The organism is Devosia sp. Micro-HW1 (genome assembly GCF_056341075.1).
In genome coordinates, this window is record NZ_CP094375.1 from 110,454 (window position 1) to 136,459 (window position 26,006).

25 protein-coding genes and 1 tRNA gene are annotated in these 26,006 nt (G+C 63.4%); 15 read left to right on the forward strand and 11 right to left on the reverse strand.

All coding sequences use genetic code 11. The features are described from left to right. Window positions 1–104: 104 nt before the first annotated feature. Window positions 105–178 (reverse strand) — tRNA-Gln (locus MQW79_RS00485). A 410-nt stretch (window positions 179–588) separates the two neighbouring features. On the opposite strand from MQW79_RS00485, the gene MQW79_RS00490 reads away from it, so the two are divergent. The 3 genes from MQW79_RS00490 to MQW79_RS00500 all read left to right on the forward strand — a co-directional run bounded on the left by MQW79_RS00490 (window position 589) and on the right by MQW79_RS00500 (window position 3,490). After that, complete coding sequence (locus MQW79_RS00490) at window positions 589–1,773, forward strand: Ppx/GppA phosphatase family protein (RefSeq protein ID WP_476586178.1); 1,185 nt, start codon at window positions 589–591, stop codon at window positions 1,771–1,773. After that, window positions 1,763–2,494 carry an RlmE family RNA methyltransferase gene (locus MQW79_RS00495; protein WP_476586179.1) on the forward strand — a complete coding sequence of 244 codons (732 nt, stop codon included), beginning with the start codon at window positions 1,763–1,765 and terminating at the stop codon, window positions 2,492–2,494. The genes MQW79_RS00490 and MQW79_RS00495 overlap by 11 nt, the downstream gene beginning before the upstream one ends. Window positions 2,495–2,776: 282 nt before the next feature. Next, window positions 2,777–3,490, forward strand: a complete 714-nt coding sequence (locus tag MQW79_RS00500) for a DUF4336 domain-containing protein (RefSeq protein ID WP_476586180.1) — start codon at window positions 2,777–2,779, stop codon at window positions 3,488–3,490. On the opposite strand, the gene MQW79_RS00505 is transcribed toward MQW79_RS00500, so the two are convergent. Beyond that, complete coding sequence (locus MQW79_RS00505) at window positions 3,487–4,200, reverse strand: glutathione S-transferase family protein (protein ID WP_476586181.1); 714 nt, start codon at window positions 4,198–4,200, stop codon at window positions 3,487–3,489. The two genes, MQW79_RS00500 and MQW79_RS00505, sit on opposite strands and share 4 nt — an antisense overlap. A gap of 103 nt (window positions 4,201–4,303) precedes the next feature. Between MQW79_RS00505 and MQW79_RS00510 the strand changes: the two genes are divergently transcribed. Then, window positions 4,304–4,648 (forward strand): winged helix-turn-helix transcriptional regulator, encoded by a 345-nt coding sequence (locus MQW79_RS00510; protein WP_476586183.1) that lies wholly within the window; start codon window positions 4,304–4,306, stop codon window positions 4,646–4,648. Between the two features lie 7 nt (window positions 4,649–4,655). On the opposite strand, the gene MQW79_RS00515 is transcribed toward MQW79_RS00510, so the two are convergent. The 3 genes from MQW79_RS00515 to MQW79_RS00525 all read right to left on the reverse strand — a co-directional run bounded on the left by MQW79_RS00515 (window position 4,656) and on the right by MQW79_RS00525 (window position 8,095). Beyond that, window positions 4,656–6,041, reverse strand: a complete 1,386-nt coding sequence (locus MQW79_RS00515) for an MDR family MFS transporter (protein ID WP_476586184.1) — start codon at window positions 6,039–6,041, stop codon at window positions 4,656–4,658. A 2-nt stretch (window positions 6,042–6,043) separates the two neighbouring features. Further along, a complete protein-coding gene (locus MQW79_RS00520) occupies window positions 6,044–7,453 on the reverse strand; it encodes an MFS transporter (protein WP_476586185.1) in 1,410 nt (469 codons plus the stop codon). A gap of 114 nt (window positions 7,454–7,567) precedes the next feature. After that, window positions 7,568–8,095, reverse strand: coding sequence for a hypothetical protein (locus MQW79_RS00525; RefSeq protein WP_476586186.1), 528 nt, complete (start codon window positions 8,093–8,095; stop codon window positions 7,568–7,570). 164 nt (window positions 8,096–8,259) lie between these two features. Here MQW79_RS00525 and guaB point away from each other — a divergent pair, with 164 nt between their 5' ends. The 7 genes from guaB (at window position 8,260) to MQW79_RS00560 (ending at window position 13,340) form a co-directional block, all read left to right on the forward strand. After that, window positions 8,260–9,762 (forward strand): IMP dehydrogenase, encoded by a 1,503-nt coding sequence (gene guaB, locus MQW79_RS00530; protein WP_476586187.1) that lies wholly within the window; start codon window positions 8,260–8,262, stop codon window positions 9,760–9,762. 68 nt (window positions 9,763–9,830) lie between these two features. Then, window positions 9,831–10,055, forward strand: a complete 225-nt coding sequence (locus MQW79_RS00535; protein WP_476586189.1) for a DUF2188 domain-containing protein — start codon at window positions 9,831–9,833, stop codon at window positions 10,053–10,055. A 30-nt stretch (window positions 10,056–10,085) separates the two neighbouring features. After that, the gene (locus MQW79_RS00540) at window positions 10,086–10,514 is read left to right on the forward strand and encodes an MAPEG family protein (protein ID WP_476586191.1); all 429 of its coding nucleotides are present in this window, start codon (window positions 10,086–10,088) and stop codon (window positions 10,512–10,514) included. Between the two features lie 5 nt (window positions 10,515–10,519). Continuing rightward, the gene (locus MQW79_RS00545; protein WP_476586193.1) at window positions 10,520–10,885 is read left to right on the forward strand and encodes a VOC family protein; all 366 of its coding nucleotides are present in this window, start codon (window positions 10,520–10,522) and stop codon (window positions 10,883–10,885) included. Window positions 10,886–10,888: 3 nt separating this feature from the next. Next, entirely contained in the window at window positions 10,889–12,181 is a 1,293-nt protein-coding gene (locus MQW79_RS00550) for an RsmB/NOP family class I SAM-dependent RNA methyltransferase (protein ID WP_476586194.1), read from the forward strand. A 108-nt stretch (window positions 12,182–12,289) separates the two neighbouring features. Beyond that, window positions 12,290–12,784: a TspO/MBR family protein gene (locus MQW79_RS00555; RefSeq protein ID WP_476586195.1), complete on the forward strand. Its 495-nt coding sequence runs from the start codon at window positions 12,290–12,292 to the stop codon at window positions 12,782–12,784. 76 nt (window positions 12,785–12,860) lie between these two features. Continuing rightward, entirely contained in the window at window positions 12,861–13,340 is a 480-nt protein-coding gene (locus MQW79_RS00560) for a TspO/MBR family protein (RefSeq protein ID WP_476586196.1), read from the forward strand. Here MQW79_RS00560 and MQW79_RS00565 read toward each other — a convergent pair. After that, the gene (locus MQW79_RS00565; protein WP_476586197.1) at window positions 13,337–14,557 is read right to left on the reverse strand and encodes an acyltransferase family protein; all 1,221 of its coding nucleotides are present in this window, start codon (window positions 14,555–14,557) and stop codon (window positions 13,337–13,339) included. The two genes, MQW79_RS00560 and MQW79_RS00565, sit on opposite strands and share 4 nt — an antisense overlap. Window positions 14,558–14,633: 76 nt before the next feature. On the opposite strand from MQW79_RS00565, the gene guaA reads away from it, so the two are divergent. From guaA to MQW79_RS00585, 4 genes are all read left to right on the forward strand, one after another. Beyond that, window positions 14,634–16,205, forward strand: a complete 1,572-nt coding sequence (gene guaA / locus MQW79_RS00570; protein WP_476586198.1) for a glutamine-hydrolyzing GMP synthase — start codon at window positions 14,634–14,636, stop codon at window positions 16,203–16,205. Window positions 16,206–16,327: 122 nt separating this feature from the next. Then, window positions 16,328–17,116, forward strand: coding sequence for a tetratricopeptide repeat protein (locus tag MQW79_RS00575; protein ID WP_476586200.1), 789 nt, complete (start codon window positions 16,328–16,330; stop codon window positions 17,114–17,116). Window positions 17,117–17,142: 26 nt separating this feature from the next. Continuing rightward, entirely contained in the window at window positions 17,143–18,588 is a 1,446-nt protein-coding gene (gene der, locus MQW79_RS00580) for a ribosome biogenesis GTPase Der (protein WP_476586201.1), read from the forward strand. Window positions 18,589–18,812: 224 nt separating this feature from the next. Beyond that, window positions 18,813–20,099, forward strand: coding sequence for a hemolysin family protein (locus MQW79_RS00585; RefSeq protein ID WP_476588267.1), 1,287 nt, complete (start codon window positions 18,813–18,815; stop codon window positions 20,097–20,099). Window positions 20,100–20,480: 381 nt separating this feature from the next. Here MQW79_RS00585 and MQW79_RS00590 read toward each other — a convergent pair whose 3' ends face one another. From MQW79_RS00590 to radA, 5 genes are all read right to left on the reverse strand, one after another. Continuing rightward, the gene (locus MQW79_RS00590; RefSeq protein WP_476586202.1) at window positions 20,481–21,074 is read right to left on the reverse strand and encodes an N-acetyltransferase family protein; all 594 of its coding nucleotides are present in this window, start codon (window positions 21,072–21,074) and stop codon (window positions 20,481–20,483) included. Window positions 21,075–21,077: 3 nt separating this feature from the next. Further along, window positions 21,078–21,812, reverse strand: coding sequence for an SDR family NAD(P)-dependent oxidoreductase (locus tag MQW79_RS00595; protein ID WP_476586203.1), 735 nt, complete (start codon window positions 21,810–21,812; stop codon window positions 21,078–21,080). Continuing rightward, window positions 21,812–23,302, reverse strand: coding sequence for an amidophosphoribosyltransferase (purF, locus tag MQW79_RS00600; protein WP_476586204.1), 1,491 nt, complete (start codon window positions 23,300–23,302; stop codon window positions 21,812–21,814). Before purF ends, MQW79_RS00595 begins: the two co-directional genes overlap by 1 nt. A 117-nt stretch (window positions 23,303–23,419) precedes the next feature. Next, window positions 23,420–24,049, reverse strand: a complete 630-nt coding sequence (locus tag MQW79_RS00605) for a CvpA family protein (protein WP_476586205.1) — start codon at window positions 24,047–24,049, stop codon at window positions 23,420–23,422. Between the two features lie 117 nt (window positions 24,050–24,166). Further along, a complete protein-coding gene (gene radA, locus MQW79_RS00610) occupies window positions 24,167–25,573 on the reverse strand; it encodes a DNA repair protein RadA (protein ID WP_476586206.1) in 1,407 nt (468 codons plus the stop codon). Window positions 25,574–26,006 lie beyond the last annotated feature (433 nt).

Below are 26,006 nucleotides of genomic sequence, written 5' to 3' on the forward strand. Positions count from 1 at the left end.
ACCTCGTTTGGAGTCGGCGTGTGTGGGACCATGTGTGGGAGTTTGTGTGAAATTTTCACACAGCCCACGAATTACCCTGCAAATTCAACAGCTTACGGAGAGTTTGGCTGGGGAACCTGGATTCGAACCAAGATCGACGGAGTCAGAGTCCGCTGTTCTACCATTGAACTATTCCCCAGCAGGTGCCTGCTGGCCGGCGGCGCGGGAGCGGTGAGGCTTCGAAGCGCGGCGCGGGGTCTCATTAGACAAAGCGCGATGAGATTGCAAGCGTCTGGGGCCGTCCATCGTGTGGAAATGTGGAAACCAGCTATCGGCCTTTGTTCGGGGCGGAAACTTCCGGTTGCATGTGGAGGCCTGTCGAGATTGCCTGTCTGTGGCAGGGAATGTCGGCCCGATGCGCAACGGGTATCGCGATCCATGCACGGACCCTTGCACCTGGCGCATGGTGCCAAATCCCTGTCGGTCCATCCTATCCATTGCACTCCGCGCCCCCTTGCTCTACCGTTGTTCCCGACAACGTAACCATGACGTGCGAGCGGGCGCGGCCGGGATTCCCGGTCTTTGCGACCGCGCACGAAGGAGCCTTCAGTGACCGATTCCATTCGGTCCGCCGCTGTCTCGGCCCTTGCGGACGAGGCAGGGCCCGGCGCACCTTCCGGCCATGCCCGGAGGGAGCGGGGCGGTTCGCCGCCATCCGCTCACGCGCCGGATCAGCGGACACCAGCCGCCCCCCATCCGCGCCGTGGCCGCGGCCCGCTCTATGCTGCGCTTGATCTGGGCACCAATAACTGCCGCCTGTTGATCGCCCGACCGCATGAGCGCGGCTTCCGCGTGCTTGATGGGTTTACCCGCATCGTTCGGCTCGGGGAGGGGGTTTCGGTCACCGGGCGCCTCGGTGATGCGGCCATGGAACGCACCATGGAAGCGCTGCGCCAGTGCCGCAACAAGCTGCGTGACCATCAGCCCACCCGCATGCGCCTCATCGCCACCGAGGCCTGCCGCGCCGCCGAGAACGGTCCGGCATTTCTCTCCCGCGTGAAAAATGAAATCGGGCTCGATCTGGAGATCGTCGATCGCCGCACCGAGGCCGAACTGGCGGTGACCGGTTGCGCCGATCTCATCGACAACGAGGCGCAGGGCGCCTTGATGTTCGACATCGGCGGCGGGTCTTCCGAACTGGCTTGGCTTGATTTCCGTGGCGGCCGTCCGCGGGCCCAGGGTCGCATGTCGGCTTCGATTCGCTCCTGGCAGTCCATGCCGGTCGGCGTCGTCTCCATTGCCGAAAAATTCGGCGGCGTCGATGTCACGCCTGAAGTGTTTGAAGCCATGGTGGAGTTCGTCTCCACTCATCTCCGGCAGTTCCGCGGCCGTGAGAAGCTGCGGCAGATGATCGGCACCCACAAGGTCCACCTGATCGGCACCTCGGGCACGGTCACCACGCTGGCCGGCCTCCATCTGGGGCTCGATCGCTATGAGCGGCAGAAGGTGGATGGGCTCTGGATGCGCCGCGATGAGGTCAACGAGACCATGCGCGCGCTGCTCGGAATGCCCTTTGAGCGCCGCGTTGCCCATCCCTGTATCGGCAAGGACCGCGCCGACCTTGTCCTGCCTGGCTGTGCCATTTTCGAGGCCATCCGGCGCGAATGGCCGACCGAACGCGTCCGCGTTGCCGATCGCGGCCTGCGCGAAGGCATTCTGATTTCACTGATGGACGCCGACCGGATGCACAAGCGTCCCAGTCGCTACCCGAGGAGGCAGGGCAATGGCCAATAGCAAGGCTCTGGGCACGGGCGGCCGCAAGTCCGACAAGGATCTCAAGATCCGCGTGAAGACCGCCAAGGGGCGCAAGGTGGCGTCGACCAAGTGGCTCGAGCGCCAGCTCAACGACCCCTATGTGGCGCGCGCCAGGGCCGAGGGCTATCGCTCGCGCGCCGCCTTCAAGATCAAGGAAATGAACGAGAAGCAGAAGTTCTTCAAGCGCGGCAGCCGGGTCGTCGACCTCGGCGCGGCGCCGGGTGGGTGGTCGCAGGTGGCGGCCGCAGCTGTCGGCTCCACGGATGCAAACCCGCTTGTCGTGGGCATCGACTATCTGGATATGGATCCCATTCCCGGCGTCATCCTGTTCAAGAAGGATTTCACCGAGGACGATGCGCCGGCCATGCTGATCGAGGCCCTTGGCGGGCACAAGGTCGACCTGGTCATGAGCGACATGGCCTGGCCGACGACCGGCCATCGCGCCACCGATCACCTGCGCATCGTTCACCTGATCGAGATCGCCGCCGATTTCGCCATCCAGGTGCTGGCGCCGGGCGGGTCATTCGTGGCCAAGGTATTCCAGGGCGGCACCGAGCATGAGCTGCTGCATATGCTCAAGCGCCATTTCAACACCACCTTCCACATCAAGCCCCCGTCAAGCCGCAAGGATTCGGCGGAAGCCTATCTCGTGGCCAAGGGGTTCAAGGCTTCGCCGGCGATCCCCGAAGGGGACGAATAGCTCCGGTGGAGCTATTCGAGCCAAGAAGGCCATGAGAGCTATGCTCGAATGGCGGGTGCCGGCGGTCCCCAAAGGGGACGAATAGCTCCGGTGGAGCTATTCGAGCCAAGAAGGCCATGAGAGCTATGCTCGAATGGCGGGTGCCGGCGGTCCCCGAGGGGGACGAATAGCTCCGGTGGAGCTGTTCGAGCCAAGAAGGCCATGAGAGCTCTGCTCGAATGGCGGGTGCCGGCGGTCCCCGAAGGGGGCAAGTAAGTTCAACAGCCGTAAAGCGGGCGCGTAATGCTCAAGCCATTTGGACCTGAAATTTGGATCCACGACGGCGGCGCCGTCACCGGGGCCCTCGGCTTTCGCTATCCCACGCGCATGGCGGTCATCCGGCTTGCCGATGGCAGCTTGTTCATCTGGTCGCCGACGGCGCTCTCGGACGACCTGCGCCGCGCCGTCGAAGATCTGGGCCCGGTTCGCCTGCTCGTTGCGCCCAACACGCTTCACCACCGTTTTCTCTCGGAATGGTGTGCCGCCTGTCCGGATGCGCGCCTTTTCGGCCTTCGCGAACTTCAGGCGGCCCGTCCGGACCTGACCTTTGCGGGCGAACTTGTTGCTGCTCCGCCCTCTGACTGGGTCGGCCAGGTCGACCAGGTGATCCTGCCGACCACCTCGATCATGACAGAAGCGGTGTTTTTTCACCGTGCCAGCGGCACCGTGCTGTTTACCGACCTGCTGCAAAACCTGCCACGAGACTGGTATTCCGGCTGGCGCAATGTCGTCGCCCGACTCGACTTGATGTCCGAGCTGGAACCGGCTGTGCCGCGAAAATTCCGCATGGCCTTCGGTGGGCAGCCGGCAATGCGCGCTGCGGTCGACCAGATTCTCACCTGGCCGGCCGAGCGCGTAGTGATGGCACATGGCACACCGGTGACATCGGACTCGCCGACCTTCCTGCGCCGCGCCTTTGCTTGGCTGCGTTACTCGGCGATTGCGGCCATTGCCTAGGCCGCTCTGCGCCCATAGCGGTCGATGACATCGGCCAGCGCGACGTGGCCCGTCATGGCGCCAGACCCTGATGGAGTGTCTCCATTCTCGACCGCAGTCGCAAAGATCACGGCCGGGTCCGCCTCTAGCCGCCGCCGGATGGCTGCCAGCTTCGGCCAGCGGCTGGCTTCCGCGACCTCGTGAAAGTCGAGCCAGCGAGCTACGCCGATCAGCACCCCGTCGGCGAGGCTGGGCCGAGGACCGACCAGATAGTCAGAGTTGCCGAGCATGGCCTCGAGCTTGTCGTGGCGCTCAATCACCCACTCTTTTCCGGTCCGTTGCAGCACAGAGACGGTTTCGGGGTCGGGCTCGTCCATTTCAAGCGCTGTCCAGAGCGGCGCAAAGGCTCCGGTAAAGCCGGTATTGATGAAAGCCAGCATCTGCCACATGCGGTCGGCTTCGACGCTGTCGGGCGCAAAGCTGATCCGGTGGTCGGCGTCGCGTGCCGCCAGCCACGCGGCAATGGCCAGGGTCTCGGTGATGGGGCGGCCATCGGGCGTGATCAAAGCAGGGGTCTCGTGCCGGCCGTTGATCCGCGCAAAGCTGGGCTCGCGCATTTCCCCCAGCATGTCGACCCGACACAGGCGATAGGGCTGCCCCAGCCATTCGAATGCTGCGATCAGGCCCATGGAGCTACCGGCCGGGTGGCCGTAGACAAGGATCGGTTCCATTGTTCATCCTTCAGAGTTTGACGTGATGCTGCGCAGCGGGGTGGAACCTAGTCCCTCGCGTGCCTAAGTAAATTACGGACATTTTTGTAACCAGGAGGAGCAGATGCAGACCGTCGTGTCCGATTGCCCGATCGAAGACGTCATGCGCGTGCTGTCCGGCCGCTGGCCCAGCCTGCTGCTGTACTATCTCCATGAGGGTACCAAGCGCTTTAGCGACCTGCAGCGCGACAATCCAACCTTGTCGCACCGCATCCTGTCACTCGAATTACGCAAGCTTGAACAGGCCGGCCTCGTGTCACGCACGGCCTTTCCGGGCTATCCGCTGCGCGTGGAGTATGACCTGACCCCGGCGGGTGCCCAATTGGTGCCGCTAATCGATGGTCTGGCCGATTGGTGGGAATCGAGCGCGCCACTGCGCGCCCGCCACGCTGTTCCCGCCGAGGCGTGATCGGCCTTTAATGCACGCCTGGCCCGGCCAGCAATTGGTGGCCGGCATTGCGCGGCAGCCTGAGGAACAGCAGCGTAGCGATGAAGCCCACCGCCGCCACCACGTAGAAGGCGATGTGGAAATCAACCAGCGCCAGCTCCGCGCCGCCGCGCAGCCGGTGCGCCAGTTCCAGGGTCCCGCCGCCCAGCGCCACGCCCATGGCGAACATCAGCTGGCCCCAGACCTGGCTCATCACATTGGCCTGGCCCGCGTCCTTGTCCTCGATATCGGCGAAGGTGAAGGCATTCGAACCGGTCCAGAACATCGATTGCCAAAAGCCGGTGAAGACGAGGATGGCCAGGATCAGTGGAATGGGTGTCGATGGGTCGTAAAAGCCCATGACCAGGATACCCGCCGCGCCGATGGCCGTGGAGATCACCAGCGGGTACTTGAACCCCCAATTGGCGAACATCCAGTTGGCGACAAACTTGGCCGCCAGCGCGCCAATGGCCCCTGCAAACGTCACCATGCCGCTTTCGAATGGTGACAGGCCGAAGGTCAGTTGCAGCATCAGCGGGAAGAGGAACGGCGTCGCGCCCTGGCCCAGGCGAAAGAAGGTGCCGGCCACGATGGCGATGCGGAAATTGCGCACCTTGAGCAGCCGCAGGTCCAGCAGTGGATATTCCGTCGCCAGTGCATGGCGGGTGTAGAAATAGCCAAGCCCAATGCCGGCGGCAGCGGCAACCGCGCCGATGACGGGGGGCAGGGCAGGCAGGCTCACCACCGAACAACCAAAGGCAAAGAGCGCAAAGGCCAGACCCGCCAGCACAAAGCCCTTGCCGTCGATATTGCGCGGCCGGTTGCGCGTCTCGTTGGGCAGCACGAAACCCACCAGCACGATGCCGAGAATGCCGATCGGCACGTTGATGATGAAAATCCAGTGCCACGAGAAATAGGTGGTGAGGAAACCGCCGAAGGGCGGACCGACAATCGGCCCGATCAGCGCGGGAATGGTCAGCCATGCCATGGCATCGACCAGTTGGTGGCGTGGCGTCATCCGCACCAGCACGAGGCGCGCCACCGGGCCCATCATTGCCCCGCCCATGCCCTGCAGGAAGCGCGCACCGACGAACTGGGCCAGCGAGCCCGAAAAGGCGCAGCAGACCGAGCCCACCATGAAGACCAGCATGGCCACGCGGAACACGCGCCGCGCCCCGAACCGATCGGCCATCCAGCTTGAAATCGGGATGAAGATGGCCAGCGCCACGAGATAGGCGGTCAGTGCCAGCTTCAGCGAAATCGGATCGGTGCCGATGTCCGCCGCGATGGCGGCAAGCGAGGTAGCGATCACCGTCGAGTCCATGTTTTCCATGAACAGTGCGGTGGCGAGAATGAGGGGCATGGTGCGCGACAAGATCAGTTCGACCCGGAATTGGGCCGCTCGCTGGCAATGGCCTTGTGGCCGGAAACATTGCTGCCCGCATCGTGGGGCAGGCGGAAATAGACAAAGCCGGCGAGGGCGCTCATGCCCCCGACCGTGAAAAATGCGATCTGGAAATTGAGCAGTGTCAGGTGGCCGCCGCTGAAAACGGAACTGACTTCGAGAATGGCACCGGCCACCGCTACCCCGAAGGCGACGGAAAGCTGCTGGGCCACCGCAACGATGGCGGTGGCCTGGCTGGCCTCCTCATCCGAAACGTCGGCATAGCCGATGGCGTTGGACCCGGTGAAGAATAGCGAGCGCAGAACCCCTCCGGCCAGGAGCACGGTCATCATGACCGCCGCAGGAGTCTCGGCGGTGAACAGGCCCTGCGCTGCAATCAATGCGCCCCCGAGCACGGCGGCAAAGCCAAGCACGCGCGGAAAGCCGAAACGGGCGAAAATCTTCTCCACCACGAATTTGCTGATGATCGCGCCAATGGCCGAAATGAAGGTGATCGCGCCCGACTGGAAAGGGTTGAGGCCGAAGGCAAGCTGCAGCATCAGCGGCAGCAGAAACGGCATGGCGCCTACGCCGATGCGGAAGAACGAGCCGCCGGTGATCGAGGATCGGAACAGCGGGTGCCGGAAGAGCTTCGGATCGAGCAGAGGATACTTCGTCTTCCGGGCATGCATCAGGTAGAGCAGGGCGGCCGTCACTCCCACTGCCAGCGTCAGGTAGCCATAGATGATCGGCAGCGCCGGTAGGCTGATGACCGAAAGTCCGAATACCGAGCCGGAGAAGGCAACTGCCGCAATGAAGAAGCCGACGATGTCGACCGGACGCGGCGTGCGCTCATCAGGCACCTTGAGATAGATGCTTGAGAGGATAATGCCGGCGATCCCGATCGGAATATTGATCCAGAAGATCCAGTGCCAGCTGAGGTAGGTGGTGAGGAACCCCCCGATCAGTGGCCCCGTCACCGGCGCCACGAGGGCCGGAATAGTCAGCCAGGCCATGGCGGCCACCAGCTCGTTGCGCGGCGTCGAGCGCACCAGCAGCAGGCGTCCCACCGGCGTCATCATCGATGAACCGATTCCCTGGAAGAAGCGCGAAGCGACAAAGGTTTCCAGGGAAAACGCAAATGAGCACGCCAGCGATCCCAGCATGAACACGAAGATCGCCAGCCGGAAGATGTTCTTCGCCCCAAAGCGATCCGCCATCCAGCCGCTGATCGGGATGAAGATGGCCAGCGCCACGAAATAGGCCGTCAGCGCGAGTTTGAGCGCAATCGGTTCGGTGCCGATGTCGGTCGCAATGGCGGGCAGCGATGTGGCAATGACGGTCGAGTCCATCTGTTCCATGAACAGGGCGACCGCCAGAATGAGCGGGGTAACGCGGATCAAGGCGAAGAACCGGGATAGGTCGGATCAGGCCGCGAATGCGGCTGTCGCACTATGGGCTCCCCATACGAGTCCGCATAGTCCTAAAATGATCAATCTTGTATGGTAGTTACGCGATTACCACTGGGGCACCAGTCGTTTGCACACCTTGGCATCGGCCACATGCAGCAGGAACTGCTTGTCGTCGAGGCCCGGTTCGAGCGGGAAACTCGCTTCCTCGCCTTCGCTGCCGCATTCGCTTTCCATGCGGACATAGCCATAGGCCTCGAGGTCGGCGAGCACCGAGCCGTTGTTTCGCATCTCGATTGCGATCCCGCCACCGTCGCACTCGACGCCACAACGCACTTCGCCCTCATACATCGAGCAGCCGCCGCTGGTCGTGCCTTCGGTGCCGTCGCGCAGGGCGGCGTCCAGCCCGAAGAAATACATGCCGTCCTCCGCATCCTCAAAGACCTTGTAGGTCATGAGGAGCGTCATCCCTGTCACCTTCTGGTCCGGATGCGACGCCAGGTGCGCCTCGTCATAGAGGCGCTGCCAGCAGGCTGTGGCACCATCCTCGGCTGGAAGGAAATCGCTCAGTTGGGCCGCGGCAACACTGGCGGCCGACAGCGCCATCATCCCCACAACAAGACCGCTCAGGCGCATTTGCGTCTCCCTGCTATGCACTTCGATCATGCCGCAAGTCGGGGCACTAGGCAAAGCCTGTCCCGGGTGCTATTGACCCTCGCCAACCTGAACCCGCGGGTCCTCTCCGCCGGTTCATATTCCAACAGCTCTGTATTTTATCAGAAGGCAGGAAGGGTCTGGCCTTGGCGAAGATTATTACCACCGTTACCGGCGACGCGGCGCTCACTTTCGACGACGTGCTGCTGCAGCCGGCGCGCTCCGACATCCTGCCCACCGAAACCGATATTTCTACCTATGTTACCAAGGACATAGCGCTCAATCTTCCGATTCTGAGCTCGGCCATGGATACGGTCACAGAAGCCAACATGGCCATTGCCATGGCCCAGGCCGGCGGCATGGGTGTCATTCACAAGAACCTCACCGCTGCCGAGCAGGCCGAGCAGGTTCGCATGGTCAAGTCCTTCGAAAGCGGCATGGTGGTCAACCCGATCACCATCGGACCCGATGCGACCCTGGCCGATGCCCTCCAGCTCATGCAGCGCAGCCGCATTTCAGGCATTCCGGTGGTCGAAAACGGCGGCTCGGGCGGCCGCGCCATTGGCAAGCTGGTGGGCATTCTCACAAATCGCGACGTGCGCTTCGCCTCCAATCCGGCCCAGCCGGTTGCCGAACTGATGACCCGCGAGCGCCTGATCACCGTGCGCGAGGGCGTCTCCAAGGAAGAAGCCAAGGTCCTTCTGCACCGCCATCGCATCGAAAAGCTGCTGGTCGTGGACGAAGACTATCGCTGTATCGGCCTCATCACGGTCAAGGATATCGAAAAGGCGCAGCTTCACCCCAATGCCGTCAAGGACGAGCAGGGGCGCCTGCGGGTCGCCGCCGCCTCGACAGTGGGCGACAATGGCTTCGAGCGTTCGCTGGCCCTCATCGATGCCGGCGTCGATCTCCTCGTCATCGACACCGCCCATGGACATTCTGTGCGCGTCGCCGAGGCCGTGGAACGCGTCAAGCGCGAGAGCAATTCCACCCGCATCGTTGCCGGCAATGTCGCCACAGCCGAAGCCACCCGCGCGCTGATCGATGCTGGCGCCGATGCGGTCAAGGTCGGCATTGGCCCCGGCTCCATCTGCACCACCCGCATCGTCGCGGGTGTGGGTGTGCCGCAGCTCGCTGCCGTCATGGCCTGCGCCGAAGAAGGCGCGAAGTCGGGCGTACCCGTCATTGCCGATGGCGGTATCAAGTTCTCCGGCGATATGGCCAAGGCTCTGGCCGGCGGCGCGTCTTGCGTCATGGTCGGCTCGCTTCTCGCCGGTACGGACGAGGCGCCGGGCGAGGTGTTCCTCTATCAGGGCCGCTCCTATAAGTCCTATCGCGGCATGGGCTCGGTCGGGGCCATGGGTGCCGGCTCGGCCGATCGCTACTTCCAGCAGGATGTCCGCGATCAGATGAAGCTGGTCCCCGAGGGCATCGAGGGTCAGGTGCCCTACAAGGGCCCCGTGAATGCTGTGCTGCATCAGCTCGCCGGGGGCCTGCGCGCCTCCATGGGCTATACCGGTGCCCACACCCTTCGGGACTTCCGCGAGAACTCCGTCTTTGTAAAGATTTCCGGCGCCGCTCTCAGCGAAAGCCATGTCCACGATGTGACCATCACGCGCGAGGCTCCCAACTACCGCAGTGGACGCTGATCGATACTCTTTCACCGCCTGCAACGCCCCGCTCCGCCGGGCGTTGTGGGCGGATGGAGGAGGCGCAAATGAGTGAAAACCACTACATCGTCACCCTGCGCGAGGGGGCCTGGCAGCATACTCACCAGGGCACAACCTCGGCACCGTTCAAGTCCCGCGCGGCCGCGATCGAGGCCGCCATCGAAGATGCGGAAAAGTCCGGTGACACATCTGCCGAGGTGATCGTGCAGGACCACGAAACCGCGACCGAAACAGTGTGGCGCTGGGGCCAGGGTCTGCGAGACACTCCTTAGCCCGCATTGCAGAGCAATTCCGGAGAGCTGATGCCGCTCGTTGACAAGTTGCTGATCCTCGCCGTGGCCGCGCAGGTGTTTCTGGCTCTCGCCATTCTCGTCCTGATGGGGCGCGAACGCGTGCCCCGGGTTATGCGGGGCGAAATTCCCATGGCCGACATTGCTGTTGACCGCACCGGCTATCCGCTCAAGGCGCGGTTGCTGTCCAACAGTTTCGACAACCAGTTCCAGCTGCCGGTGCTGTTTTTCGTCGGGGCGCTGCTGCTTGTGCAACTCGGGCTGGTCTCCTGGCTCGATGTCATTCTCGCCTGGCTTTTCGTCGCCCTGCGCATTGTCCATGCCGCCATCCATGTCACCAGCAACAACGTGCCGCGCCGCTTTGCCGCCTATTCGACCGGCCTTGCCGTCCTTGGCCTGTTCTGGCTATGGCTCGTCATCCGCGTCATTCTCCTGAGCTGACCGCCATGCCCCCGGTTTCCCGCATCGACACCATTTTCGTGCCGGCCCTCGATACCGAGGCCGCGTCCCAGTGGTATGCCCGCATGTTCTGTTTCGAGCAGGTCTTCCGCTCCGCCGGCTATATCGGTATGCGCCTTGCGGGTGCCGGCCGCACCAGTACGGCTCTGACGCTGATCCCCGTCGACAAGATGCCCGAGCAGGCCTATGTCGCGTTCAATTTCTTCACCACTGATCCGCAGGCTTTGCATGCTGCCCTGTCCGAAGACGGGCGCGAGGTCACCGAGATCAAGGCCGATGGCCCGATGAGCTGGTTCGACTTCGTCGACATCGCCGGCAATCGCGTCAATGTCTGCCATTTCCCCGAAAGTTGATCCATGCGTCTCCCCGGCCGTCTTTCTGCTGCCATCGAAGTCCTGACTGACGTCGAAACGCGGCACCGTCCCGTTTCGGAAGCGCTTAAGGCCTGGGGGCTCAACAATCGTTTTGCCGGCGCGGGCGACCGCGCTGCCATCGGCAATCTCGTCTATGACGCGCTGCGCCGTCGTGCGTCGCACGCTGCCGCCATGGGCAGCGACAGCCCGCGTGCGCTCGTCCTTGCTGTCGCCATGCGTGATTGGGGTGAGACGCCGGAAAGCCTCAATGCGGCCTTTGCCGATGACAGCCACGCCCCTGCAGCATTGAACGCCGAAGAGGCAGCCGGGGCGACCGCCGACCTCCGCCAGGCACCTGCCATCGCCCAGTCCGATTTTCCGGACTGGCTGGCGCCGTCGCTCGAACGCACCTTCGGGGCTGATTGGATCGCCGAGGGCCAGGCCATGGCCGGCCGGCCTTCGCTTGACCTTCGCGTCAATGCGCTCAAGGCGGCGCCCGAAAAGGTCATGAAATCGCTGGCCCGCTTTTCGCCACAGCCTACCGCCATTGCCCCGTTTGGCATCACCATGCCATCCGGCCAGCGCGATGCCCGCACGCCCAACGTGACCACCGACGAGGGGTATCAGAAGGGCTGGTTCGAGGTGCAGGATCAGGGCAGCCAGATCGTGGCGGCACTATCGGGTGCCCGCGAAGGCGAGCAGGTTCTCGACCTCTGCGCCGGGGCAGGGGGCAAGACCCTGGCCCTGGCCGCTGCAATGGGCAACAAGGGGCAGATCTTTGCCTATGACAGCGACCGCTCCCGCCTCGCCCCCATTTACGACCGCCTCAAGCGCAACGGCGTCCGCAATGCCCAGGTTCGCGCCCCCAATCCCGGCGCTCTCGACGATCTGGTAGGAAAACTCGACCGGGTCGTCGTCGATGCACCCTGTACCGGAACCGGCACCTGGCGCCGTCGCCCCGATACCAAGTGGAAGCTGACCCCGGACCTGCTCGCCCAGCGCCAATCCGAACAGGCCGCTCTGCTTGCCGAGGCTGCGACCTATCTCAAGCCCGGCGGCACCCTGGTCTACATCACCTGTTCCATCCTGCCCGAGGAGAACGATGATCAGGTTGCGGCCTTTCTCGCGTCCAATCCCGGATTCTCGACGATGGACATGGCGACTGCCTGGCGTCAGGCGCTGATCACCGACATTCCTGCCGGTCTGGTCACATCAGGTGGTGGTATCTGCCTCACCCCGCGCCGCACCAGTACGGATGGCTTTTATTGCCATTTGCTGCGCAAGGCGGGCGCATAGCTGGACCTTGGTCCTGCCCGGGAGGCGGAAGAATGCTTACGGGCGCTTTCTTGTGAACCTGTCTCCCGGTTTTGCGTTGTGTCCCAAATTTCTCTGGGGAGAGACGCAATGCCCTATGCCTCGACCACCGCCGAGACGGACTACCAAAACCCGACATCCTGGGCCACGTTGGCGGTGTTCATCGCCCTGGTCGTCTGTGTCGGCGGTCTCGTCGGCGCCCAGGCACCATCCGGAGCTTGGTACGATACGCTGAGCAAACCGCCGTTCACGCCGCCCGATTGGGCGTTCGCGCCCGTCTGGTTCGCCCTCTACATGATCACTGCCGTCGCCGGCTGGCGCATCTGGATGGCCGCACCCCGCTCGGTTGCCATGTGGTTCTGGGTCACGCAGATGCTGTGCAACTGGCTCTGGTCGCCCGTCTTCTTCGTTGCCAAGCAGCCCTGGCTGGCGTTTGCTGTTCTCCTTGGCATGTGGATTTCAATTGTCGGCTTCATGCTCTCGGCGCGTCGTTACGACGCCCTCGCCACCTGGCTATTCGTGCCCTACCTCGTCTGGGCGAGCTATGCCGGCTATATCAACCTCGCATTCGCCCTGCTGAACTAGGGCCCACAAAGTCAGGCCAGGTGAACCGTCCGCTTGTCTGCATCGTTCCTTAGGTAAACCCATCTTGGAGAGACCGATGCATTCCACCACAGACAATCGTACACCCTCCGCCTGGATTGCCCTCGCCATATTCCTGGTCGCGGTGATCGGTATTGGCGCGTTGATTGGGACCCAGTCCCAGCCGGGCGTCTGGTACGCCAATCTTGAAAAGCCGCCGCTTAATCCGCCGAACTGGGTGTTTGGGCCCGTCTGGTTCACGCTCTATACGATGATTGCCGTCGCCGGATGGCGCATCTGGATGGAAGCGCCGCGTTCGGTCGCGATGAAATTCTGGTTCGCCCAAATGGTTCTGAACTGGGCCTGGTCGCCCATCTGGTTCCTGGCGCAGCAACCCTGGCTGGCTTTTGTCGTGCTGGTTGGCATGTGGTTCACGATTATCGGCTTCATCGCCAATGCCCGTCGCCACGACATCCTCGCCGTCTGGCTGTTCCTGCCCTACCTCGCCTGGGTGAGCTTCGCCGGCTATCTCAACCTGTCCATTGCCCTGCTGAACTAGGCCGGCTGTGGCGACGCCAACGGGCGCGGGGACCTCTCGAGACCCCGTGCCCAGGACATCACAGGGGCTTCCAGCCATCGAAACGAGGCAGCGGCCACCACAAGGCTCGCAAGGACAATCCCGGCCGTAAGGGCAAAGAAGCTGGCGAGGTCGGTCATCCGCCCATGAACCATCTCCGGCTCTACAAATTGGCGGACGAGTTCAATGAACAGGTAGTGCCACACATAAACGCCGAACGATACCTGCGCCAGGCCGCGCACCATCCCATTATCCAGCAGCCGGCCCACCAGAACGGAAGATGGGCCGGCAATAAGGATCAGGGCGACCAGCATTGGCATGATCGGAAACTGATAGGGCACCTGCAACCAGCCATAAAGTTCGCCCGCCTGCCGTAGGGACACCGCGATCATGTACCAGGTAGAGCCGGCGACACCGGCAAGGCAGAGGCCATCGAACAGCCAGCCACGCTTGTCTGCCAGCAGCGTCTGCACCCCACCAGCCAGCGCACCAAGGGCGAAAATGGCGAAGAAGCCGAACGGATTGAAGCGCGGCATCCACACCTTGGCGCCGCCTTGCAGCCCGAATTCCCAACCCTTGCGATAAGCGTCAACCTCGACCAGCGAGACGAAAAGGGTGTGGGCCACCAGCGCAAGCCCGATGACCAGTGCCCATGCGAGGCGCCGCATGATCGGGGACAGCCTGCCGCCCAGCGCAAAGAGCGCCATAAAACCAAGCGGCAGCATGATGTAGGAGCTGACTTCAAAGCCGATTGACCAGAGCGGTCCATTGACCTCGACCGGGAACAGGGTCGTCCAGTGCCAGTCGCTGATGACGAGCACGCCGGACAGGTACCGCAGCCACAGCCACACATCGAGCCTTGCTCCGAAAACCGTGACGCTCAGGACAAAGGTCAGTGTCAGCACCAGCCAGAACCCCGGCAGGATCCGCGCCGCGCGGCGCAGGAAATAGGTCCGCAGGGAGGGCAGGGGCGTGCCTCGGTCCAGCGATTTCCAGAACGGCAGCGAGAGCAGGAAGCCGCTCAACACGAAAAACAGGCCAACGCCGAAGCCGCCGCCATTATTGAGCACCAGCCATGCGTCATTCCAGATTTCCGACCGGTCACTGACGCGCTGCGCCAGGTGGTGGAACAGCACGATCAGGCAGGCGCTGGCTCGCACGAAATCGGCGACATAGAGGCGAGAGTCTTGATTCCCCATTGTCCCCCCAATATTGCATGGGCGTTCCTCCAACGCCCCGCTTGCGGAATCCGCATCCTCTGGCTAAAGGCTCGCCATGCAGCACCCAGATACCGCCTCCCGTAACGACACCATTCTCATTGTCGACTTCGGATCGCAAGTCACGCAATTGATCGCGCGGCGCATCCGAGAGACAGGCGTCTATTGCGAAATTCATCCTTTCCAGTCGGCGGGCGCCGCCATGGCCGCCCTCAATCCCAAGGGCGTCGTGCTCTCGGGCAGTCCCGCCTCGACACTGGATGAGAACGCTCCGACCATCGATCCGTCCATTCTCGATGCGAATATCCCGATCCTGGGCATTTGCTATGGCCAGCAGGCACTGTGCGTGGCTTTGGGTGGCAAGGTCGAAGCTGGGCACCATCGTGAGTTTGGCCGGGCAGAAGTGACCGTCCAGAAGCCGGCAGCCCTGTTCGACGGCATCTGGGAAGTCGGTACCGCTCACCAGGTCTGGATGAGCCATGGCGACCGGGTCGTCGCGCTCCCCGAGGGTTTCGAGGTCGTGGGGACCTCGCCCAATGCGCCCTTCGCCATGATTGCCAACGAAGCCCGCCGTATCTGGGCTGTGCAGTTCCACCCTGAAGTGGTCCATACACCCGATGGCGGCAAGCTCTACGCCAATTTCGTGCACCATATCTGCGGCATTTCCAGCAACTGGACCATGTCGGCCTATCGCCAGAAGATGGTCGAGAAGATCCGCGAACAGGTCGGCACGGGTCGTGTCATCTGCGGTCTGTCCGGGGGCGTCGACTCTTCCGTAGCCGCCGTGCTGATTCACGAAGCCATCGGCGACCAGCTCACCTGCATTTATGTCGATCACGGCCTGATGCGTCTGAATGAAAGCGAACAGGTCGTCACCATGTTCCGCGATCAGTTCAACATCCCGCTCGTCCATGTCGATGCGTCCAAGCTCTTCCTGGATGAACTGGACGGCCAGTCGGACCCCGAGACCAAGCGCAAGATCATCGGCCGCCTCTTCATTGAAGTTTTCGAGGCGGAAGCCAACAAGCTTGGTGGCGCCGAATTCCTGGCTCAGGGCACGCTTTACCCCGACGTTATCGAATCCGTGTCGTTCACCGGTGGTCCCTCGGTCACCATCAAGTCGCACCACAATGTGGGCGGTCTCCCCGAGCGCATGAATATGAAGCTCGTCGAGCCGCTGCGCGAGTTGTTCAAGGACGAAGTCCGCGCCCTCGGACGCGAACTGGGCATTCCCGAAAGTTTTATTGGTCGCCACCCCTTCCCGGGTCCGGGCCTCGCCATCCGCTGTCCGGGCGGCATTACCCCCGAAAAGCTCGACATCCTGCGCCAGGCCGACGCCATCTATCTCGACGAAATCCGCAAGTCGGGCCAGTACGACAAGATCTGGCAGGCATTTGCCGTTCTGCTGCCAGTGCAGACCGTGGGCGTCATGGGCGATGGCCGCACATACGAGTTCGTCTGCGCCCTGCGCGCCGTGACCTCGGTCGACGGCATGACGGCCGATTTCTACCAGTTCGACATGAACTTCCTGGGGCGGACGGCGACCCGCATCATCAATGAAGTCCGCGGCATCAACCGCGTTGTCTACGATGTGACGTCCAAGCCACCTGGGACAATCGAGTGGGAATAGGGATCAGCGCATCGCGCCTGTCCGAACCAACCGCTGCTCCGGCTCGCCAAGGCGAGCCGGTTTGCTTTCCCGGGACTGCGTGATAATGGTCCCCCTCAACTTCTTTCGACCCTAGGCCGGCCATGTCCAACGAGAACATCTTCAAGGAAATCGACGAGGAACTGCGCACCGATCGCATGCGCTCCCTGTGGCGTCGGTTTGCGCCCTTCGTCATCGGCGGCGCCGTCGCCATCGTGGTGCTCGTTGCCGTCAATGAGGGCTGGGCCTGGTACACCAAGAGCCAGTCGTCTGCAGCTTCCCAACAGCTCTACTCGGCCCTGGACAAGGCCGAGGCCGGCGACCTTGCTGCTGCCCAGGCTGAGCTCGAAACACTCGCGGCCAATGGCTCGGGTGGCTATCCGGTTCTGGCCGAATTCCGCAAGGCTGCGCTCCTCGCCGAGCAGGGCGACGATGCCGCTGCCGTTGCGGCCTATGACTCGCTCTCGTCCACGCTGCCAAATCCGCGTCTGCGCGAGCTGGCCATGCTGCTGGCCGCCAATCTTCTCGTCGACAGCGGCACGCTGGCCGATGTCGAGTCCCGCGTGGCCACCCTTGCCACAGACGACTCCCAGATGCGCCGCGTCGCCCGCGAGCTGCTCGGCCTCGTCCAGTACAAGGCCGGCGATTTCGCTGCTGCCCAGTCCAGCTTTGAAGCTGTCATCAACGATCCGCTGGCCCAGTCGCCCTTGCGCAACCGCATGGCCTACTACCTTGCCGAGATGCTCTCGGAAGGCGTGACCGCGGCCGAAGAGCCTGCTGAGGCCGCAGCCGGGGCCATCGACGCCATCGTTCAGGATGACGCCGCCGAACCGGCTGCCGAGCCCGTCGTCGAACCTGCCGCCGAGCCGGCAGCAGAACCCGCCGCCGAATAATCGGCCGGCAGAGAAGGATCACCGCCATGACGGTCACACTGGCTATTGTTGGCCGTCCCAATGTCGGCAAATCGACGCTGTTCAACCGGCTCGTTGGCCGCAAGATCGCGCTGGTCGATGATACGCCTGGCGTGACCCGCGATCGCCGCGAGGCCGAGGGCCATATCGCCGATCTCACCTTCAAGGTACTGGATACGGCCGGCTACGAAGACGTCAAGGATGGCTCGCTTGAAGACCGCATGCGCCAGCAGACCGAGCTGGCCATCCGCGAAGCCGACATCATCCTCTTCATGATCGATGCCCGCGCCGGCGTCATGCCGCTCGACCAGCGCTTCGCGCAGGTCCTGCGCAAGGCCGGCAAGCATGTGCATCTGGTCGGCAACAAGGCCGAGAGCAAGTCCGCCGAACACGGCCTCGTGGAAGCCTTCAAACTCGGCTTCGGCGAGCCCATTGCCCTGTCGGCCGAGCATGGACTTGGCCTGTCCGAGCTCTATTCCATCGTCTCTGCCGCCATTGACAAGGCCGAGGCAGAAAAGGCCGCTGCCGACGAGACGGATGCCGCCGGCGATCTCGACATGCTGCCCGAGGTTGATGTCGATATCACCGCCGACATGCTCGAAGGCGAGGGTGACGACGCCACCCTGCGCTGGAACCCGAAACGCTATCTCAACGTCGCCATTGTCGGCCGCCCGAATGCCGGCAAGTCGACCCTGGTCAACCGCATGGTGGGCGAAGACCGCGTCCTCGTCGGCCCCGAGGCCGGCATAACCCGCGACAGCATTCTCGTGCCGTGGGAATGGGAAGGCCGCACCATCAACCTCGTGGATACGGCGGGCATCCGTCGCCGCTCGCGGGTCACCGAAAAGCTCGAAAAGCTGGCCGTGGGCGATAGCCTGCGCTCCATCCAGTATGCCGAAGTCGTCGTCCTGCTGCTCGATGCCACCATCCCGTTCGAAAAGCAGGACCTGGCCTTGGCCGATCTCGTCGAGCGCGAGGGCAGGGCCATGGTCATCGCGCTCAACAAGTGGGACCTGATCGAGGACAAGAACGAAAAGCTTAGGGAACTGCGCGAGGAGTGCGAGCGGCTGCTGCCGCAGCTCCGCGGCATTCCGCTGGTCACCCTCTCCGGCCTCACTGGCAAGAATATCGACCGCCTGATGGACGCCGTGTTCGAGATCGAGCGGAGCTGGAACGCTCACGTTTCCACTTCGCGCCTCAACCGCTGGCTCGCCGGCATGCTGGAAGGCCATCCGCCGCCGGCCGTGTCGGGTCGCCGCCTCAAGATGCGCTACATGACCCAGGCCAAGACCAGGCCGCCCAGCTACATCATCTTCGCTTCGCGCCCCGACGCGGTGCCTGCGTCGTATCAGCGCTATCTGGTCAACGGTCTGCGCGAAGCCTTCGATATGAAGGGCACGCCCATCCGTCTCTGGCTGCGCGGTGGCAAGAACCCCTACGCCGACAAGAAGTAGGGTCAGGGCTCGCCTTGTCCGCCGGTTCCCGGCGGGCTGGCGGCGGGTCTGTTGCCCTCCAACGGCCTGCGGCTGAAGGAAAATCGACGAGGCAATGGCATCCGTGCCGGGGCAGGTTGTCCCCACCCCCTTGCGTCGACCTATTCAATTGTCGTGCGTTTGCCCTATAATGGGGCGGTCGTAACACCCCGCCATTGGTCGCGGCGTGCCAACATTGCACTTTGTTGCTTACAGAAATCCTTATCGTCGTCGTTCTGATCCTGGTGAACGGCGCCTTGGCCATGTCCGAATTGGCCGTTGTCTCTTCCCGCCCCGCTCGCCTGAAAGTTCTTGCCGATCAAGGCAACAAGGGCGCCGCCACGGCCATCAAGCTGGCCGAAGATCCCGGCAAATTCCTCTCCTCCGTGCAGATCGGCATTACCCTGGTCGGCATTCTGTCGGGTGCCTTCTCCGGCGCCACGCTCGGCCTGCGTCTCACCGACTGGCTGGAAAGCATTGGCGTGCCTGACAATATTGCTGATGTCGCCGGTGTCGGTGTCGTCGTTGTGCTCATCACGTATGGTTCGTTGATTCTGGGCGAGCTGGTGCCCAAGCAGGTCGCCCTGCGCAATCCCGAGGCCGTAGCCTCGCGTGTTGCCCAGCCCATGGCTATCCTCGCTCTGGTCGGCACGCCCATCGTCTGGTTGCTCGATATTTCGGGCAAGCTGGTGCTGCGCCTGCTCGGCCAGTCGGGTCAATCCGAAGAATCGGTAACCGAAGAAGAGGTTCGCACCATCATTGCCGAGGCCACCACGGCCGGCATCTTCGAAACCGAAGAGCACTCGATGATATCAGGCGTCATGCGCCTGGCCGACCGTTCGGCCCGTGGCATCATGACCCCGCGCCTCGACGTCGTGACCATAGATCTGCAGGATTCCTACGAGGAAAGCCTCAAGGCCATCCTCGAGACCTCGCATACAAAGGTCCTGGTTCAGGATGGCGACGCCGATTCCATTATTGGTGTCCTCAACCAGTCTGACCTGCTTCCCGCCATGGCGGCGGGCCAGCAGCCGGACCTGCGCAGCCTGGTCAAGCCGGTGCCCGTGGTCATGGAACATGCCGACGCGCTGGACGTGGTTGAAACCATGCGAGCCTCGCGGGCCGAAATGGCGCTTGTCGTCGACGAATACGGCCACTTTGAAGGCATCATCACCTATGGCGACGTGCTCGAGGTGATCACAGGCGTCTACAACGAGGAACCAGGCGACGAGCCGGCGGTGGCGCAGCGCAAGGATGGCTCCTGGCTGGTCGCCGGCTGGATGCCTGCCAGCGACTTCTCCGAGCGCTTCAAGGTGCCCCTGCCCAAGAATGCGCGCTATGAGACCCTCGCCGGCTTTATCCTCTCCCAGCTCAACCACATGCCGGCTATCGGCGAGAGTTTTGAGCATAATGGCTGGCACTTCGAAGTCATCGACCTCGATGGCCACCGCATCGACAAGGTGCTGATCTCGCCCGTCGTCGTGCCGAGCTAGCAACGGGCCAGACACCTGCCATGCTTCGTCACCACCGGGCTTGTCCCGGTGGTCCATGGATTGCCCGGACAAGCCGGGCAATGACGATAGGGCGATAGGTCCGGTACTTTCGAAATCACCCCACCCTCATTCCCTCCCCACAAGGGGGAGGGAGGCGCAGGGCCGCGGCGTCAGTGTTCATCGTCTCCCTCCCCCTTGTGGGGAGGGACCAAGGGTGGGGGTGCGGGCGCTTCTACCGTCACAGTTCCGCCCGCGGGCTCGACCCGAGGGCCATTCGCAACAGGCACATGGTGCATGGGGGACAGCGGTCCTCGGGTCTAGACCGAGGACGGCATGGTGGGTGAGGGGCACTGCGGGCGTGCAGAAGCTCCTGCGGCCCGCCTAAAGGTCCATCCCGAACCAGACCACTCCCGGCGCCTCGTATAGCGGCTTGAAGTCGCTCTTCGTCCAGAAGGCGATGCCACCACTATTGCTGGCGCTGGCGCCCAGGTGAATGCCTTTCACCCCCGCCGCCCGTGCCTGTTCGATCCAGAGGTCGAGGAGGCGAGACCCCACCCGTTGCCCGCGCAGGCGCGGCAGCAGGTTCATGTGAATATGGGCGGGGTAAGCGTCCACCAGCGCTTCGGGATTGCTCCCGGGATTTTGGATGGTCTTGAGGCGGGCCTCGTCCGTCGGTGTGAGATTGGCGGTGTTGGCGTAACGCGCGCGCAGGGGCGGCCACCATTCACGCTCCAACCGCGCGTCGAAGGTCTTGGTGTCATGGGTACCCACCACGTATCCGGCTACCCCTTCGTCGTCGACAGCGACAAACACATTCTCAGGCTCCAGCACGCCATAGGGTGCCGAATAGATGTGGCCGAGCAATTGCGGGTCGTTGTGCAGGTCCGTGGCGTCTGCACCCGCATTCCCGGTCTGAAGGCAGATGCGGTAGAGCGCATCGAGGTCTTCGGCGGAATAGGGGCGCAGCGTCAGCATGGGTCAGATGTCTTCGAAAGCGCCGGTGCCGACATCGAAGAGGCGGCCGTTCTCGCTAAGGCCGGGGCTCAGCATGTCGATGAGCTTGGGCGCAACCTCGGCCGGCGTCGGCAGTGTATTGGGATCTTCACCCGGCATGGCCTTGGCCCGCATGGCGGTGCGCACAATGCCCGGATAGAACACGTTGGCCCGCGCCTTGGTGGTGGCGATTTCCCCGGCATAGGATTTGACCAGCGCATCGAGCGCCGCCTTGCTGGCCGCATAGAGGCCCCAGAACGGGCGCGCCGACCGGGCCGCCCCGGACGAGACGAACACCGCGCGACCGGCATCCGACTGGCGCAGCAGTACGTCCAGCGAGCGCAACAGGCGATAGTTGGCGGTCACGTTGACCGACAGCACCTTGTCGAAGTCATCAGGCTTGATATGCGCCACCGGGCTCAGCACGCCCAGTTGGCCGGCATTGGCAACGAGGCCATCAAGGTGGCCCCAGCGCTCGAAGATCGCCGCGCCCAGCCGGTCGATGGCTTCGCCGTCGCGCAGGTCGAGCGGCACGAGCGTTGCCGAGCCGCCCTTGGCCTGGATAGCGTCGTCGAGTTCTTCCAGCCCGCCCACGGTGCGGGCCACAGCGATGACATGCGCCCCGCGACTGGCAGCTTCGATGCCTGCGGCATAGCCGATGCCGCGCGACGCGCCGGTGACGAGGACGACCTTGCCGGCCAGTTCGGTATTGTCAGTCATTAACCCGCTTCCTTGAGCAGCGAAATCTGCTTGGGATCGCTCATGGTGCGACCGTGCAGATCGGTCAACTGCGTCGGATAGTCGCCAGTGAAATAGTGGTCGGTAAACTGCGGCGCCTGCGCATTGCGCTTCTCGCCGCCGACTGCCTCATAGAGCCCGTCAATGCTAAGGAAGGCCAGCGAATCCGCGCCGATGAAGCGGCACATGGCGTCGAGATCGCCATACTGGTTGGCCAGCAGCTTGTCCGGGTCCGGCGTGTCGATGCCGTAATAGTCTGAATGGAAGATCATCGGGCTGGCGACACGAATATGCACTTCGGTGGCGCCCGCATCGCGGATCATCTGCACGATCTTGACCGAAGTCGTGCCGCGCACGATGGAATCGTCGATCAGCACGACGCGCTTGCCTGCGATTTCGGCCCGGTTGGCCGAGTGCTTGAGCCGCACGCCAAAGGCACGGATCTGCTGGGTTGGCTCGATGAAGGTACGGCCCACATAGTGGTTGCGGATGATGCCAAGCTCGAACGGAATGCCACTCTGCTGCGCATAGCCGATAGCCGCCGGTGTGCCGCCATCGGGCACCGGCACGACCACGTCGGCCTCGACCGGCGCTTCCTTGGCGAGGTGCATGCCCATGTTCTTGCGCGCCTTGTAGACGCTGCGGCCTGAAACCATGCTGTCGGGGCGGGCAAAGTACACGTATTCGAACAGGCACGGCCGCTCGGGCGCCTTGCGGGCCGGCTTGCGCGCATCAATGGTGATCGAGCCGTCGGGCTGGATTTCGCAGATGATGACTTCGCCATTTTCGACGTCGCGCACATATTTCGCGCCGACAATGTCGAGAGCACAGGTTTCCGAACAGAAGATCGGCTTGCCGTCGAGTTCGCCCATCACCAGCGGGCGGATGCCGACAGGATCGCGCGCCGCGATCAGCTTGGTGCGGGTCATGGCCAGCATGGCATAGCCGCCTTCCATCTGGCGGATGGCGTCGATGAAGCGGTCGGTGGTCGAGGAGTGGCGCGAACGGGCGATCAGGTGCAGCACCACTTCGCTGTCCGACGTCGACTGGCAGATGGCGCCGGTGGCGATGATCTGGCGCCTGAGGGTCAGGCCATTGGTGAAATTGCCATTATGGGCAATGGCAATGCCACCCGCTTCCAGTTCCGCAAACAGCGGCTGCACGTTGCGCAGCGCCACTTCGCCGGTGGTCGAATAGCGCGTGTGGCCAATGGCAATGCTGCCGGCCAGTTTGGCCAGCACGGCAGGGTCCGTATAGTGGTCGCCCACGAGACCCATGCGCTTCTCCTGGTGAAACTGCCGGCCGTCGAAACTGACGATACCGGCGGCTTCCTGGCCGCGATGCTGCAGGGCATGCAGGCCCAGCGCGGTCAGCGTCGAGGCATCGTCATGCCCCAAAATGCCAAACACGCCGCACTCTTCATGCAGCGTGTCGCCATTGAGATCGAAATCGTCATCGCTGATATGGGTCACCGGGGGGCTCCGTGTGAAAATATGCGTGTGCGCCAGATAGCGCTTTTTCCTGCCGGCCACCAATGACGTCAGCGGTCGGCAGGTCTGCGGCGGAAGCGGGTTCCGCGCTCTGTCTCTTTAGGCCCCGGGAGCGGGGTCGACCACCGGATCGGTCGGATCGACAGTGCCGCCTTCGTCGGCTTCGGGCGCGCCTTCAAGCGGTACGGCCGGAGCGTCGGGGTCGTCGGTCAGGTTGGCGCCGCCACCCTGGAGAATATCGTTCACCTGCTGCTCCAGGCCTTCTGGCAGCATGGAAATAAGTGTCTCGCCCATATTCTGCAGATAGGGCAGGGACTGCGCCTGTGCAGCCCAGTCGGGCAGATTGTTGGGCAGCAGCCAAAGGCCGAAAATGGTCACCACGATGGCGATGAGCACGCCGCGCAGCACGCCGAAGACGAAACCAAGCGTACGGTCGATCGGTCCGATGCGGCTGTCGACGACGAAATCAGCGATGCGCATCGTGAGCAGGTGCAGCACGATCAGCGCCAGGATGAACGTCACCACGACGGTGGCGATGTCGGCGATGACGGGCTCAGCCACGTATTGGCGGGCAATTTCGGGGTGATACTGCCACATATAGACGGCGATGGCAGCCGAACCGGCCCATGTCGCGAGCGACAGCACTTCACGGGTGAGGCCTCGCGCGGTGGCCAGGATCGCTGAAATCAGCACCAGCACACCTACGGCAACGTCGAACGCAGTCAGCATATGGTCTTGCCCTGTTTATCTCGCCTGACCGGCTTTTGCTGGACCTTTAGCGGCTTTGCGTCGCAATGCCAAGGGTAGCCGACAGAGTCAGGCGCGATCTCCCCGGAAACACTTTGTTTACCACCCCTCGGGCTCCGGTTCCGGGATCGGACGCTTGCCCTGGGCGGCAATGCGGCTGACCATGTCGCTCAATTGCGCATATTCGGTGACCTCAAGCCCGTTGGAGCGGTCGGCCTTGCCCAGCTTGCCCGTGACTACCGAGCCAAAGCCCAGCTTTTCTGCCTCGCGCAGCCGCAGCGCGCCATGCACCACCGGGCGCACGCCGCCCGCCAGCGAGATTTCACCGAAATAGACCGCATCGGCTGGGAGCGCCGACCCGGTCAGTGACGAGATCAGCGCTGCAGCAACGGCGAGGTCCGCCGCCGGTTCGTTGATTTTCAGCCCGCCGGCGACGTTGAGATAGATGTCATTGGCCCCAATGCGTACGCCGCAGCGGGTCTCGAGCACAGCCAGGACCATGGAGAGGCGTTGCGAATCCCAGCCCACCACGGCGCGGCGCGGCGTCCCGAGCGGGGAGGGGGCCACCAGCGCCTGGATTTCGATGAGCAGCGGCCGCGTCCCCTCCATGCCGGCAAACACCGCCGAACCGGCGGCATCCTTGTCCCGCTGGTCGAGGAACAGCGCCGACGGGTTGGCCACCTGTTCGAGCCCGCGCTCGGTCATCGCAAAGACGCCGATTTCGTCAGTCGCGCCATAGCGGTTCTTCACCCCGCGCAGGATGCGGAACGTGTGGCTCGAGTCGCCCTCGAAATAGAGCACGGCATCGACCATGTGCTCGACCACGCGCGGCCCGGCAATTTGCCCGTCCTTGGTCACGTGGCCCACCAGCACTACCGCTGCGCCGCTCTTCTTGGCCATGCGCGTCAGCGCCTGGGCGGAGGTGCGCACCTGCGTCACCGTGCCGGGCGCCGAGTCCACCCGGTCGGTCCACAGCGTCTGGATGGAATCGATGATGACGAGATCCGGCGGCGGGCCGTTCTCGAGCGTCGCAAGAATGATTTCCACATTTGTTTCGGCCGCCAGCAGCACGCCGGCCTCGCCAAGGCCCAGCCGCTGCGCGCGCAGGCGCACCTGCGCCACCGCCTCTTCGCCCGACACATAGATGACGCGCTTGCCCTTGGCCGCCAGCGCCGCTGCCGACTGCAGCAAAAGTGTCGACTTGCCGATGCCCGGATCGCCACCCACCAGCAGCGCCGAGCCCTTCACAAACCCGCCTCCGGTCACGCGGTCGAGTTCGGCGATTCCGGTCACGACGCGTGCCGCGCTCTCGGTCTCACCGCTCAGCGGGACCAGATTGACCGGTCGCCCATTGGATTTGGCGGCCTTTGGGCCAGCGCCGACGCCGGAATCGGTCAGTTCCTCGACAATGGTGTTCCATTCGCCGCAGGCGCCGCACCGGCCCTCCCAGCGGGTCGTGACGGCGCCGCAGGACTGGCAGACAAATTGAGATCGATTTTTGGCCAAGTGTTCCGCCCCTACAATGCCCAAGCTGTAGCGGCGGACGCTTCAGCATTCAAGAACAAAAAGAGAACTGGATATGCCTTTGCCCGCGCGCCAGCGGCGTCGCGGTTGCAGCACGTGATGGAGCCCCGAGACGGTATTCGCCTCCTGAGGTTTAGTATAGTGAGGCGCAAGACGCCTCGGGGCGTCAGGATTTCCGGCAGGGAGTTTCGCTAGGGAGGACATTGCTGTCCCAACCCATCTCCGGACCCACACCCCGTAACGATTCAGGGTGCTCCCGACTGTCGCCGGACGGTTGATCGTTGCAACCCCATCTCCACCCGGCTGATGGGAGGAGTATGAGGGAGGTTTTGGGAGGGGGGATAAGTCTATTGGAGGAACATCCCCACCTGACCTTCCCCTGAAGGTGGGGAGGGACCGGCCGGCGTGCACAACG

Coding starts and splice junctions, on each gene's coding strand:
- MQW79_RS00495 (WP_476586179.1), top strand. CDS start 1,763: ATGGCCAATAGCAAGGCTCTGGGCACGGGCGGCCGCAAGTCCGACAAG.
- MQW79_RS00500 (WP_476586180.1), top strand. CDS start 2,777: ATGCTCAAGCCATTTGGACCTGAAATTTGGATCCACGACGGCGGCGCC.
- MQW79_RS00505 (WP_476586181.1), bottom strand. CDS start 4,200: ATGGAACCGATCCTTGTCTACGGCCACCCGGCCGGTAGCTCCATGGGC.
- MQW79_RS00510 (WP_476586183.1), top strand. CDS start 4,304: ATGCAGACCGTCGTGTCCGATTGCCCGATCGAAGACGTCATGCGCGTG.
- MQW79_RS00525 (WP_476586186.1), bottom strand. CDS start 8,095: ATGCGCCTGAGCGGTCTTGTTGTGGGGATGATGGCGCTGTCGGCCGCC.
- MQW79_RS00535 (WP_476586189.1), top strand. CDS start 9,831: ATGAGTGAAAACCACTACATCGTCACCCTGCGCGAGGGGGCCTGGCAG.
- MQW79_RS00540 (WP_476586191.1), top strand. CDS start 10,086: ATGCCGCTCGTTGACAAGTTGCTGATCCTCGCCGTGGCCGCGCAGGTG.
- MQW79_RS00545 (WP_476586193.1), top strand. CDS start 10,520: ATGCCCCCGGTTTCCCGCATCGACACCATTTTCGTGCCGGCCCTCGAT.
- MQW79_RS00550 (WP_476586194.1), top strand. CDS start 10,889: ATGCGTCTCCCCGGCCGTCTTTCTGCTGCCATCGAAGTCCTGACTGAC.
- MQW79_RS00555 (WP_476586195.1), top strand. CDS start 12,290: ATGCCCTATGCCTCGACCACCGCCGAGACGGACTACCAAAACCCGACA.
- MQW79_RS00560 (WP_476586196.1), top strand. CDS start 12,861: ATGCATTCCACCACAGACAATCGTACACCCTCCGCCTGGATTGCCCTC.
- MQW79_RS00565 (WP_476586197.1), bottom strand. CDS start 14,557: ATGGGGAATCAAGACTCTCGCCTCTATGTCGCCGATTTCGTGCGAGCC.
- guaA (WP_476586198.1), top strand. CDS start 14,634: ATGCAGCACCCAGATACCGCCTCCCGTAACGACACCATTCTCATTGTC.
- MQW79_RS00575 (WP_476586200.1), top strand. CDS start 16,328: ATGTCCAACGAGAACATCTTCAAGGAAATCGACGAGGAACTGCGCACC.
- der (WP_476586201.1), top strand. CDS start 17,143: ATGACGGTCACACTGGCTATTGTTGGCCGTCCCAATGTCGGCAAATCG.
- MQW79_RS00590 (WP_476586202.1), bottom strand. CDS start 21,074: ATGCTGACGCTGCGCCCCTATTCCGCCGAAGACCTCGATGCGCTCTAC.
- MQW79_RS00595 (WP_476586203.1), bottom strand. CDS start 21,812: ATGACTGACAATACCGAACTGGCCGGCAAGGTCGTCCTCGTCACCGGC.
- MQW79_RS00605 (WP_476586205.1), bottom strand. CDS start 24,049: ATGCTGACTGCGTTCGACGTTGCCGTAGGTGTGCTGGTGCTGATTTCA.